The organism is Vibrio sp. 1874 (assembly GCF_033344395.1).
GTDB classification, from domain to species: domain Bacteria; phylum Pseudomonadota; class Gammaproteobacteria; order Enterobacterales; family Vibrionaceae; genus Vibrio; species Vibrio alginolyticus.
The window spans coordinates 1-12,319 of the sequence record NZ_JAWPOR010000007.1; the positions used below are offsets into that span (position 1 = coordinate 1).

The 12,319-nt window shown below is 47.7% G+C and carries 15 protein-coding genes; 14 read left to right on the forward strand and 1 reads right to left on the reverse strand.

Annotated features, from left to right (window positions below; all coding sequences use genetic code 11):
• Positions 1 to 219: 219 nt before the first annotated feature.
• Entirely contained in the window at positions 220 to 822 is a 603-nt protein-coding gene (locus R8N46_RS14075; protein WP_048608523.1) for a hypothetical protein, read from the reverse strand.
• A gap of 366 nt (positions 823 to 1,188) precedes the next feature.
• On the opposite strand from R8N46_RS14075, the gene R8N46_RS14080 reads away from it, so the two are divergent.
• The 14 genes from R8N46_RS14080 to R8N46_RS14145 all read left to right on the forward strand — a co-directional run bounded on the left by R8N46_RS14080 (position 1,189) and on the right by R8N46_RS14145 (position 12,244).
• Positions 1,189 to 1,515 carry a hypothetical protein gene (locus R8N46_RS14080; protein ID WP_048608521.1) on the forward strand — a complete coding sequence of 109 codons (327 nt, stop codon included), beginning with the start codon at positions 1,189 to 1,191 and terminating at the stop codon, positions 1,513 to 1,515.
• Between the two features lie 15 nt (positions 1,516 to 1,530).
• Positions 1,531 to 1,950, forward strand: a complete 420-nt coding sequence (locus R8N46_RS14085; RefSeq protein WP_012368368.1) for a single-stranded DNA-binding protein — start codon at positions 1,531 to 1,533, stop codon at positions 1,948 to 1,950.
• Between the two features lie 79 nt (positions 1,951 to 2,029).
• Positions 2,030 to 2,848 (forward strand): phage recombination protein Bet, encoded by an 819-nt coding sequence (bet, locus tag R8N46_RS14090; protein ID WP_000414662.1) that lies wholly within the window; start codon positions 2,030 to 2,032, stop codon positions 2,846 to 2,848.
• A gap of 82 nt (positions 2,849 to 2,930) precedes the next feature.
• Positions 2,931 to 3,074 carry a hypothetical protein gene (locus tag R8N46_RS14095; RefSeq protein ID WP_015066581.1) on the forward strand — a complete coding sequence of 48 codons (144 nt, stop codon included), beginning with the start codon at positions 2,931 to 2,933 and terminating at the stop codon, positions 3,072 to 3,074.
• 60 nt (positions 3,075 to 3,134) lie between these two features.
• Positions 3,135 to 4,151 (forward strand): YqaJ viral recombinase family protein, encoded by a 1,017-nt coding sequence (locus tag R8N46_RS14100; RefSeq protein ID WP_024015926.1) that lies wholly within the window; start codon positions 3,135 to 3,137, stop codon positions 4,149 to 4,151.
• 209 nt (positions 4,152 to 4,360) lie between these two features.
• Positions 4,361 to 5,320: an AAA family ATPase gene (locus R8N46_RS14105; RefSeq protein WP_024015927.1), complete on the forward strand. Its 960-nt coding sequence runs from the start codon at positions 4,361 to 4,363 to the stop codon at positions 5,318 to 5,320.
• Entirely contained in the window at positions 5,320 to 6,087 is a 768-nt protein-coding gene (locus R8N46_RS14110) for a hypothetical protein (protein ID WP_024015928.1), read from the forward strand. The genes R8N46_RS14105 and R8N46_RS14110 overlap by 1 nt, the downstream gene beginning before the upstream one ends.
• A 98-nt stretch (positions 6,088 to 6,185) precedes the next feature.
• Complete coding sequence (locus R8N46_RS14115; protein WP_000027441.1) at positions 6,186 to 7,139, forward strand: DUF3150 domain-containing protein; 954 nt, start codon at positions 6,186 to 6,188, stop codon at positions 7,137 to 7,139.
• A gap of 61 nt (positions 7,140 to 7,200) precedes the next feature.
• A complete protein-coding gene (locus tag R8N46_RS14120) occupies positions 7,201 to 7,641 on the forward strand; it encodes a hypothetical protein (RefSeq protein ID WP_024015929.1) in 441 nt (146 codons plus the stop codon).
• 69 nt (positions 7,642 to 7,710) lie between these two features.
• On the forward strand, positions 7,711 to 9,366 hold the full coding sequence (locus R8N46_RS14125) for a VWA domain-containing protein (RefSeq protein ID WP_001016322.1): 1,656 nt from the start codon (positions 7,711 to 7,713) through the stop codon (positions 9,364 to 9,366).
• An 83-nt stretch (positions 9,367 to 9,449) separates the two neighbouring features.
• A complete protein-coding gene (radC, locus tag R8N46_RS14130) occupies positions 9,450 to 9,947 on the forward strand; it encodes a RadC family protein (RefSeq protein ID WP_000791199.1) in 498 nt (165 codons plus the stop codon).
• A complete protein-coding gene (locus R8N46_RS14135) occupies positions 9,947 to 10,288 on the forward strand; it encodes a hypothetical protein (protein WP_001014428.1) in 342 nt (113 codons plus the stop codon). The genes radC and R8N46_RS14135 overlap by 1 nt, the downstream gene beginning before the upstream one ends.
• A 90-nt stretch (positions 10,289 to 10,378) precedes the next feature.
• Positions 10,379 to 11,446, forward strand: a complete 1,068-nt coding sequence (locus R8N46_RS14140) for a primase-helicase zinc-binding domain-containing protein (RefSeq protein WP_193285797.1) — start codon at positions 10,379 to 10,381, stop codon at positions 11,444 to 11,446.
• Positions 11,447 to 11,536: 90 nt separating this feature from the next.
• The gene (locus R8N46_RS14145) at positions 11,537 to 12,244 is read left to right on the forward strand and encodes a hypothetical protein (RefSeq protein WP_024015931.1); all 708 of its coding nucleotides are present in this window, start codon (positions 11,537 to 11,539) and stop codon (positions 12,242 to 12,244) included.
• Positions 12,245 to 12,319 lie beyond the last annotated feature (75 nt).

Sequence of the window (12,319 nt, forward strand, 5' to 3'; positions counted from 1 at the left end):
AACCAGATAATCCGATGAGATGCCGGTCTGTCTCACTCTCATGCAAAGGTAAGATCAACCATTTAATCCGCTTACCCTAAAGAAAGTAACGAAAAAATTAGTTCTATTCATGTAGCTTGGCCAAAAATGACAGTTAAATTCATTTTAATGATTTTGATAGAAAATACAGCAAGATGAAGAGCCCCTTCGAGAGGGGCTGGTTGATGGGAGCCTAGTTGGCTAGTTGGCGGGGTTATCTGTTTCCTCTTCAGTGATATCGTCATCGGTTGAAGGCACCGCTTGCTCAACTTCTGCTTCTTTACCCTTAGCTTGGGCTGATTTTCGTGCTCGAATTTCGATATCAATAATGCGTCGTGCAAGTTTGATAATGCGCTGTTGCCATGCGTAGTTGCCATCAACGCGTTGCTTGTTGCTAAGCACGCTAGACAACCAGAGAGTGTCCATTGAGATCATTAACGCATCGAGTTTGCGCACTAAGCCGACAAACTGGCCAACCTGAGGCGAGCTTATTTTGGCGTTGAAGGTAATCGGGTCGGTGTAGTCAGGTACTTCATCGATACCGTTGGACTCCATCAATTTGTCTAAACGAGCTTGTTCGTTGTCTACCGCCTTAGCGCAATCCTCGATCAACTGGCTAATGATCTGTTCCACTTCATCAATTTCGTTCTCATCGCCGATGATGCGCAGGATGACATCGATTCCGTAAAGCGCACTGACCGTCCGTCTAAAAACACGGTCAACGACACGTTGCGCCTGTAAGCTATTAATTGTGAATGATTGTTCAAAGATGGGTTTTGAGTAATTGGGTCTTGCTTGGGCCATAAGTTTGCTCCTGATATGACAATAATCAGTCCCTAGCCTAATCCTCTGTGCGGTAATGGCCTTTCAGCTAGGTGGAAGAATTGAGCATCTTTCTAACTATCCTGTCTGGATAAGACGGTTACACTGACTATCAAATATTGCTGATCTGTTTCAGTGATATCTGCGCCTGAGAGCATGAGCTCAAAGGAAGCCCGCCGCTGAGTTTTCTCAGTGGTACTAAGAGGTAGCTAGCCTCCTTAAACAAATAGCCTGCATGTTTTTACATGCGCAACCATGCGTTCCTTACGGTTCGCCTTTTCACCACCCAACTGGGGGAGTTTTCCCCAGTTGGGGTGACTCCTTCACAACCAAATTAAGGAGTCACCAATGGAATATATCTTCGGATTTATTATCCAAATCGCAGGCATTATGTTGCTTGCAAAACTGAGCTGGTCGCTTTTGCGATTACTTGCTCGTCAAACCGTGCGCCCGTTTCGATTTGTACTTACTCAAATCAAGCGATTGCTCACACCAACATCAAAACGTCGTCCAATGGCAGTGCCTAAAGCTCCTGGTATGCCCCGTTTGACATCTGCGTTTTACAAAGAGCCACATCAGTACGACATGGCTTTACTCGAAATACCAACCTATCTGCGTCGTCAGTCTTCTTTGCCCAGTCGGGTAGAAGCAACTGTGTGCACAGAGTTCAACTAAGACGAGGAGAACATCATGAAAAACCAAGTAACACTCATAGGCTACGTTGGCTCTGAGCCAGAGACGCGAGCCTATCCATCAGGTGATTTAGTGACCAGCATTTCACTGGCCACTTCTGAGAAATGGCGCGACCGTCAATCCAATGAGCTCAAAGAGCATACGGAATGGCATCGGGTCGTTTTTCGAGATCGTGGTGGATTTAAGTTAGGGCTAAGAGCAAAAGATTTGATCCAAAAAGGAGCGAAGCTTTTTGTTCAAGGGCCTCAGCGCACGCGCTCATGGGAGAAAGATGGCATTAAGCATCGATTGACCGAAGTGGACGCGGATGAGTTTCTGCTTCTTGATAGTGTGAACAAAGCATCTGAGCCATCACCGGCGGATGATGCGAGCTCCCAAGCTAATTGGGCACAAACTTATCCTGAACCAGATTTTTAACCGAGCGATAACGCTTTAACCCAGCCGGGAGTACTTTCCCGTCAGGGGCAGACTCCCACTTTGATTGTCGGAGTCCATAATGGAAAAACCAAAGCTAATCCAACGCTTTGCTGAGCGCTTTAGTGTCGATCCAAACAAGTTGTTCGATACCCTAAAAGCAACAGCATTCAAGCAACGTGACGGTAGTGCACCGACCAATGAGCAGATGATGGCGCTCTTGGTGGTTGCAGATCAGTACGGTTTGAACCCTTTCACCAAAGAGATTTTTGCGTTCCCTGATAAACAAGCTGGGATTATCCCAGTGGTAGGTGTCGATGGATGGTCTCGCATCATCAATCAACACGACCAGTTTGATGGCATGGAGTTCAAGACTTCAGAAAACAAAGTCTCACTGGATGGCGCGAAAGAATGCCCTGAATGGATGGAATGCATCATCTATCGGCGCGACCGTTCGCACCCAGTCAAAATCACTGAGTATCTGGATGAAGTCTATCGACCGCCTTTTGAAGGTAATGGCAAAAATGGCCCTTACCGTGTAGATGGTCCATGGCAGACGCACACTAAGCGAATGCTAAGACATAAATCCATGATCCAGTGTTCCCGCATTGCGTTTGGCTTTGTGGGAATTTTCGATCAAGACGAAGCGGAGCGAATTATCGAAGGCCAAGCAACACACGTTGTTGAGCCATCTGTGATTCCACCCGAGCAAGTTGATGATCGAACCCGAGGGCTTGTTTACAAGCTTATCGAGCGGGCGGAAGCTTCAAACGCTTGGAATAGTGCATTGGAATATGCCAATGAACATTTTCAAGGTGTTGAGCTGACGTTTGCGAAGCAAGAAATCTTTAATGCTCAGCAACAAGCAGCCAAAGCGCTCACACAGCCTTTAGCTTCTTAGCGCCACGCATTCATTTTACTAACCCTGGCGGGATTATTCTCCCGTCAGGGGGAAGGTCTCGTCTTTTTTTTGGAGATCTTCCATGACTAAATCAGCCTCACTTTTTCGCTTGGTATTGGTTGTTGCCCTTGTCTTAGGTTCGATTCAAGCCGGTAAAGCGGCAATTGATTCGGTTCAAGCAAGTGTTGTTCAGCACCAAACAGCGTTAGCACAAGCTGCAAAGTAACCACTTAACCCTGAAGGGGAGTTCTCTCCTTCAGGGGAGTCTCCCTTCAAAGGAGGCAATATGAAGGTTATCGACCTATCACAACGTACTCCTGCATGGCACCAGTGGCGCATTGCAGGGGTTACGGCATCTGAAGCCCCAATTATTATGGGGCGTTCACCCTACAAAACACCTTGGCGATTATGGGCAGAAAAAACCGGATTCGTATTACCGGAAGACCTGTCGAATAATCCAAATGTGCTTCGTGGTATAAGGTTGGAGCCTCAAGCAAGGCGAGCATTTGAGAATGCGCATAATGACTTTCTTCTGCCGTCATGTGCAGAAGCCGATCATAACGCAATCTTTCGAGCCAGCTTTGATGGCATCAACGATGCGGGCGAACCCGTTGAACTGAAATGTCCTTGCCAGTCAGTTTTTGAGGATGTGCAAGCTCACCGAGAACAAAGCGAGGCGTACCAGTTGTATTGGGTGCAAGTACAGCATCAAATACTGGTCGCCAATAGCACGCGAGGTTGGTTGGTTTTCTATTTTGAGGATCAACTGATTGAGTTTGAAATACAGCGAGACGCGGCGTTCTTAACTGAGTTGCAAGAAACAGCGCTTCAGTTTTGGGAGTTAGTACAGACCAAAAAAGAGCCGTCAAAATGCCCTGAGCAAGATTGTTTTGTTCCCAAGGGTGAAGCCCAATACCGTTGGACATCGCTGTCTCGACAGTATTGCTCAGCACATGCCGAAGTGGTCCGACTGGAAAATCACATTAAATCTTTGAAAGAGGAAATGCGAGACGCCCAGTCAAAATTGGTCGCCATGATGGGTAACTACGCTCATGCCGACTATGCTGGGGTCAAACTCAGCCGCTACATGATGGCGGGCACGGTGGACTATAAGCAATTGGCCACCGATAAGTTAGGCGAGCTGGATGAACAGGTTTTAGCCGCTTACCGAAAAGCGCCACAAGAGCGGTTGCGCATTAGCACCAATAAGCCAGAGCAGCCCGTTGAAACACCAATCAAAATCAGTCTTGAGCAAGATAACTTGGTTCTGCCAGGTGACTCGCCGAGCTCATTTTACTTTTAACGTTCACTTGGAGCCGATTTCGGCTCCTTTCTCATGCGCTTACATCGAGTGCATCAGAAAGCAGTTTCACTCGTAGCCAATGCTGGGTACGAATGATAGAGCGAGCTGAACTCTTACATACACAGCCATACCACAATCAACACACCACCCGACGGGGACTTCATTCCCTGTTGGGGCATGGGGCCTCGTTAAAACTAATGAGGTTTACCATGACAGAACAATCCCCATTTTTGGTTCAAGTGAATCAAGCGTTTAATGTCCCGGCTCCTGATGCTTTCGTTCTGGAAGGATTTAGTGCCGACACTACCCATCCAAACATTCCCGTTCGCAAGGACGAGTATGTTTTTAGAAAAGAAGACTTACGTGACGTATTGGCGTTCTTGTCTCACCCAGACGGTGACGGTTTGTATATTACAGGCCCCACTGGATGCGGTAAGACCTCGCTAATTTGCCAAGTTGCTTCTCGATTGAATTGGCCTGTTCAGCAAATTACTGCGCACGGTCGATTGGAGTTGTCCGATCTTATCGGTCACCACACACTGGTTAATGGCAACATGACCTTTGTGTATGGGCCGCTGGCACTGGCTGTCAAGCATGGCCATTTGCTGATCATTAATGAAATGGATCTTGCTGAGCCTGCTGAACTGGCTGGGCTCAATGACATTTTGGAAGGTGCCCCGTTGGTCATCGCACAAAATGGCGGTGAGATCATCATGCCACATACCAAGTTTCGTTTTATCGCTACCGGCAACAGTGCGGGCAGCGGTGACCAAACGGGCTTGTATCAAGGTGTGCTCCAACAGAATTTGGCTTTTCTTGATCGCTTTAGAATCATCGAAGCGACCTATGCAGAGCCTTCTGTAGAGGAAGCCATTCTGGAGAACGTTGCGCCGGGCTTGCCAGAAGTCTTTCGCCAAAAAATGGTGAAAGTGGCTGGTGACATTCGTCGTCTCTTTATTGGGGGCGCGGATGGTGGTGCTGAGCTTAGTATCACTATGTCCACTCGGACCTTGGTGCGCTGGGCAAAGTTAACACTTGCTTTTAAAGGCGCTCCTAACGCAGTGGAGTATGCACTGGTTCGGTCTTTGACGGCTCGTGCTGAGTTGGAGCAACGAGAAGCCATTCACCGTATTGCCGCTGATGTCTTCGGTGACCATTGGGAGGATTGATGATGGATAAGTGCTTTGCTCTTTACCGTTACCGTCATTCTGATGGGACAGCCAAAGAATGGGCCATTTACGTTGGATCGGATACCCAGGAGATTGAAGTTCGGTTTGGAAAAGCCGGTCAATTGTCGCAGCAGCGATTGATTGATTCGACTGATCCTAACGCTGAAGCAGACCGACGAATCAATGAGAAAATCAACAAGGGTTATCGATTGGTTGGACAAGTCGGCATTGATCATCAAGGGCGGCCATTTGAACTCTCAAATGCGCTAGATAGTGTCGCGTGCGTCAATAACGTCAGTTGGGAGTTTCGTACTCGCAAGGACGTCAATGGCCAAATATCGCTGGCGAAAAAAGCGTTGTTCGATATGGCAAAGCTGCTTGAAGCCTATGGCTTGGCTGTTATTGATGATAACCAGGTCAGGATTGGAGAATGGTCATTAGGGTTTTGCAAAAGCGGATTACCTAGTACCAATCAAATCAGCATGGTGTCAGGTGAAGGCGCTGGCATTGTTAACACTGATGATGGCCCGTGGCCATTGTTGCTGTTACTGGCTTTTAAGCGTCAATTACCACCACTGTGTTCACTCACAGTAGCGAGTCCTGAAGGGATAGAAGTATCCGACCAACTGAAGTTGGAAAAAGATGTATTGCGGTTGCTAGGCAGTGATTTAGAGCGGGTTCGCCCGATAGCTGAAGCACTGGACTTAATGCCTGTGAAAATCGATCTCAACCGATCGTCGCCTGATTCGCAAAATTACTATTTCTGATAGTGGTATTGCCATTAGCGCGTCAACTACTACCACCCAAACGGGGGCCATTGCTCCTGCTGGGAGTGGTGCGTCCCCATCTCGCATGAGGATGCACTATGAGTATTCAAACCCTCGACAAACTTTTGATTTGTCACATCGACTGTTCCATCTGGAGCGGTAGAAAAAAACTAAGGCCTGAAGATTTCAGATTAGCCAATGGCAGCCAACTTCCACCGAAGGATGTTGCCAGCTTAGGGAGTAAAAAAATTTGCGACCCAGAGGCATTGGCGAACTTTGAAAGGCTTAAGAAAGAAGCGCAGCGCTTGTGTGAGCAAGTCGGTGTGCGGTTTTTAGGTGGCTATGCCGTCCCTGAAGACCGAATTGATCAGATTGTTCCAGAGCTTGACCGGATCGGTCAGGAGTTTGCGCAGTGCAAGCAGTTGTTCTTGGACAACTATGATCAGGTGACGTTTGACTGGGTTGCAAAACACCCGGAATTTGCAGATGCAATCCGGCGTGCATTATCACCCATCGAAGACGTGGAACAACGGCTTCAGTTCGATTATGCCATCTATCGAATGCAACCAGCTGAACAAGCTGGTGGCTTAGATGACAAGGTCAATGGTATGGGACACACCCTCTTTAGGGAAGTGGCTCGTGATGCCAATGAACTGTTTGAGCGTTCTGTTGCAGGTAAGAATCAAATCAGTCAGCGAGCCCTTAACCCTCTCAAACGGTTAAGAGACAAGTTGGATGGTTTGTCATTCCTGGATCATCGAGTTCAGCCGATGGTCGAAGCGATGGACAATTTATTTGTTCGTCTGCCGAAGACCGGCCCTGTGACAGACAATCTCTATCACGAACTGATGGCGACCATTTTAATTTTGTCTGATCCAGACAAGATGAGAATGCACGGTGAAGGTCAATTGGATATCAGACAACTGATGCCCAAACCTGAACCTAAACCCGCACAGCCAGTATCTGCTCAGGCAGATAACTTACGTGCAATACCACAACCAACCGTCAGACCAAACCTTGGTTCGACTGTACCAAACTCATTTTATTTCTAACGTCCTTGAGGGCATGTTGCCCTTAAGGGCGCATGTCCTCTGAACTATGTAAGAGGAAATTATGCAATCAACCATCCATAACCCCAGCCAACTGAACCAGTTTGAAGCACATTTTCGTGGTGTGACTGATGCGGTTGAAAGTGAATCGATACCAGAAGTGGCGTGTTGTCGAACGTTAGTACAACGGTCGTACTCAACACATAGTGTCGTGATCCCCAAGAACCCTGTTTTGATCGCAGATGCGGACGCACAAGGAGCTTGGGTAACGGCCATGGTATTTGTTCCAAACATGGCATTGCAGCAAACCGCTTTTGAGCGGGCCTGGCTGCAATATCAACACGAGGTGTCTACTCAGTTACAAGACCAGTACGGTCTGACATTGGATGACATCCTGAGTTTAGACCAGCTTAAAACGTCATTTGAGCAGCACGAGAGTCCAGCTCAATTGGTGGCTTGGTTAGGTCAAAAATACGATCTGGATAAGCTAAAAGCACAGGTTTAAACACTCACATTCCCAGCGGGGAAACGCTCCCGCTGAGGGAGTATTCCCCCTAATGATTAGGAGACTCCCATGAATCATCCATTAAAAAACGCACTGCCAATCGTTGCCGCCGCTTATGGCGAAAAGTTTGGTGTGAAGGTGCTTATTCAAGGACAAGATGCGTTTACCGATGGTGAGCGGATTGTGATCCCAACAGCAAACCCAGACGACCCACACTATCAACAGATAGCTTGGGGTTATCTGGCTCATGAAGCGGCGCATATTCGGCATACCAATTTTGACATGGTGCAGAAGGCGTCGTCCAAGCCGATCCGTAAGGCACTTCTCAATATCATTGAGGACGTTCGCATTGAAAACGAATTGGCAAAGGATTACCCCGGAACCCGGCGCAGTATTTCGCAAGTGATTGAGTACATGGTGGACACACAGCAAATGAGTGTACCTGAACAGCTTGAGCCTGCATCTAACTTGCAAGCATGGTTGTTGTTCCGCTTGAGATGCCATTTTCTGGGTCAGAAAGCGCTGACACCTCTGTATCAAGCGGTTGATGAAAGAGTGAGACAACTCTTTCCTGCCGCAGCGATGAGCCGGTTAAGCGCCATGCTTACAGCAGTGCCTAGCCTGGCATCTACAGGTGAAGTGCTGAAACTTGTCGATGCCATCGTTGCCATGTTGGAAGAAGAATCTCGTCCACCACAGGATGAGTCGGATGCTGATAGCGGTAATGACATTGGACAAGATGCGAGTAATGACAGCAATAACAGTAGTGACAGTCAAATCCCTGAAACAGACTCGTCTGCAACGGCGGATGTTGCTGAAACGGGGGATTCAGATAACTCTGATCAAGCTGACAATTTGCGACAAGCCTTAGAGGCCAGTGCCGCTCAGTTTGAACCCGATACCTTTGCCCAAGTGGCAGAAGTGTTGTCGGAACAAGCTGAAGGACATCAGGGCGTCACACCTCTCAGTTTGCCCCAAGCAGAGCAAGCTATGTTGGGTGATGAGGCCATCTTGACCTTATCGGCGTCGGAGTCTGCTCAAATTCGAGCCCGACTTAGGGGCATGGTTCAGTCCAGTCAGGACAATCGGAATCATGCCAAAAGGCACGGTCTTCGAGTGGCAACCCATCGTCTTGCCGCTTCACAAGCCGGTGAGTCGAGATTGTTTATTCAAAGGCAACCTCGCATTGCCCCCAATGCCGCTGTGCACTTGCTTGTCGATATATCGGGTTCAATGGGTAAACCCATTGGCGAAGGTAATCGAAAGTACTTTCATGTTGCCAATGAAGCTGCTTTGGCTTTGGCCATGGCACTGGAAGGCATACCGGGTGTTGTACCTGCGGTCAGTTATTTTCCTGGTATTCATCAGGAAGTTTCTATCGCGTTATTGCCCAAGCAATCGGTTCGACATCGGGCCGCCTGTTTTGACCAAAAACCACGAGGTTGTACGCCTATGGCACAAGCGATGTGGTTTGCGGCAAACAGTTTGTTAGCGCAAAAACAGAAGCGAAAGCTAATGATAGTGCTAACGGATGGTGACCCAGATGATTGGGCTGCCACGCATGACATTGTTGACCGGTGCAGACGCAGTGGCTTTGAGCTGCTGGGGATAGGGATTCAAACACGCAGTGTTGAGAAATTCTTTCCTCAAAGCATTATGATTAATGACGTCAAAGATCTAAAGCGTGAGTTATTCGAAGTAACACAACAACTGTTAATTCAGTAACCACATCAATTTTACCACCCTGCGGGGACGATTCCGTCCCCTTCAGGGCATGGGTTCGTCTCCGCTTTTTTTTGGAGACTCCTATGAAAAACAAAAAGTTCTTAGCTGGCGAAGAAGCCGGTACTTACATCGTTCCTGAGCAAGTGACTGAAGCGGATATCTTAGATATGGCGCTCAAGCTTGCCCGTGGTCGATTGAGTAAAGGTCGAAAAATTGAACAGCCATCGTCGGCGTTCTCATACCTGCAAACACTGATGCACGAGTATGAGCACGAAGTCTTTGGCGTACTGTTTCTTGATACAAAGCATCGCGTTATTCGATTTGAAGAGCTGTTCAAAGGCACTTTAGATGCAGCGAGCGTTTATCCAAGGGAAGTAACAAAACGAGCGCTAGAACTTAATGCGGCAGCAGTGATACTGGTTCATAACCATCCATCGGGTGATCCTGAGCCAAGTGAAGCTGATAAACGCATCACTCATCGACTCCGTGACGCCTTGTCACTTGTTGATATTCGAACGCTTGACCATGTCGTGGTCGCATCCGAGGGCTGCGTTTCGCTTGCCGAACGCGGTTATCTGTAATGAATGGGCGTATTGCCCATTCTCCTACATCACAAAAGCAGTCCCATCAGCACACATCATCACAGCTCGAATTTCTATTTGAGTTTGATGATGCCCCAGTCACTTGGTCTGACACGGAAATCTGGCAGTTACGCGAAGGCATTCTTTTGGATGCGATCCGTGTATTGCTGGACGGTCGTGTCAGTACTCGGTTGCGCAAGGATGTGTTGTCGTGGATTCAAAATGACGAAATAGCGCCATTTTGCTTTCGTGTTTGCGCAATGGCTGCCGTTGTCGATCCTGATGTGCTTCGTGAGTCCATCATGTGGCTATTAAGACGACATGGTATCCAGCTTGACTAACGCTCCTGTATTAACCGAACGGCTAATGCTGGACCTAAGCTGACTTTTACCACCTGGGGTAGGAGTCGGCATTTTATTTAAGGAGGTTATATGGCGTTACCTTTACAAATTGACACAGTAAGGCCATATCTCAATGGCCAATGGCTTCAAGTCTTGGCGGCATTGGTGCCAGAACTTGATGCCGCTATTGCTCGAAAAGGGCGTCATGTGGCTTGTCCTGTTCATGGCGGTCGTGATGGCTTTAGGCTGTTCAAAGATGCTGAATATACCGGTGGCGGCGTTTGTAATACCTGCGGTATCTTTCATGATGGTTTTGAACTGTTGTCTTGGATCAATGGATGGAACTTTGCTCAGTCTATTGAAGCAATCGGCCAGGTTCTTGGTATTCAACCCGGACAAGTACCAACTCGGGCAATACCGAGTAACGCTGTTGACCGGAAGACTAAAAAGCAGGTAGAGGACAAAGCGATTATCCAACGTTTGAATCAAACGTGGGGAGAAACGTTATCTCTTGCAGATACTCGTGCGCAACCTGTTTGGAACTACTTGCATCGTCGTGGCATTGTGACGCGGCTTCGTCCTGAATGGGATTCGGTGCTGAGGTTTCATCCAAACTTGCCTTACCATGATGAAGATGGCCTGTTTATCGATAGCTACCCAGCGCTGCTAGGTAAAATCGTTACTCAGCAAGGGCGTTCGGCCACGTTTCATCGGATCTACCTAAGTGAAGATGGATTCAAAGCGCCGGTTGAAAAGCCAAAAAAGATGATGCCCATACCAAGTGACAGAACAATCACTGGTGGTGCCATTCCGATAGGTGAGCCTGGTGAGGTACTAGGTGTTTCTGAAGGTATAGAAACGGCCCTAGCGGTAACCAGAGCAACGGGGCAAACATGTTGGTCGGTTGTGAATGCAACACTACTGGCTAGGTTTGAACCACCAAGTAATGTGAAAATGCTGTACATCTGGGCAGATCACGATCTCTCTGAGACCGGCCTGAATGCAGCGAATGAACTCAAGAAAAAAGCCTGGCAAAAAGGCATTCTGACACAAGTGTTGATCCCTCCGATACCAACGTCACTTGGCGTGAAAAGTTGGGATTGGAATGATGTGTTGAATGTTTACGGTGCCATGGGCTTTCCTAAAGTTCATATCTGATCCAAGGGGCTTCGGCCCCTTTTTTTTGCGCCTTGCATAATTGAAAAAACATGGAGAATGAAAAATAGATAACTAATAGGAGAAACAAACATGATGGTTTTAACCCTGTTAACAAAGCAGATTGATGGTGAGTTTACGGTTTACTGGAAGACCGGCCTTCGAAGAGGTGGTGAGCTAAAGGTCGATTTAGGTGAGCAATACGACAAGCTACCTGAGCAGCAAAAGCCAATTGCAGCTGAGCTTTATGCTATTCATCACCTACTGTCAGTGAAAGAGGTGATGGGGAGTAACCGAAGCGGTAATGGGCTTCAAATCCGGGTCAGTAAAGGAGCTATCAAAAAGTTACAGAAACAACGCTCAACTCAGCATTCACTTTACAGCCTGACTAGGTTTTTGCTTACTCGATACCAGGAAGCACAGATCTCGGTAGAGAAGCGGGACGATTGGCTCTCACATTCCTTCGAAGAATACAGCGTCGATAATGCTACAGTGAGAGAAATCGATGAGGTCATCAACGTTCCGAACATTGGACCTGTCGTGGTGACTCGTCATGCACTGGAACGGTTTGTGGAACGGCTTTCAGACGGTGCTCCTAAGCATCCTTGGAAGGCTTTGTGCACAAAGCTGCTATGCTCTGGGCTAACTAAAGCCCAGTTACCAGAAAGCGTCGCTATCCAAAAAACAAAAAAATATGCACAAGAGGCCGAGTTCTGGCAGCATGTTGGTAGCAAAATGAACTTTGTTATGGTTCCGGGTGACTCAATTAAAACGTTGGTTACGGTTTTTGCAGTAAATTGAGTTAATGTAGTATTCAAAATTTCTGAATATTACTTACGTGCCGATAGCAGAACTTCAGTAACTAATCATACTAAC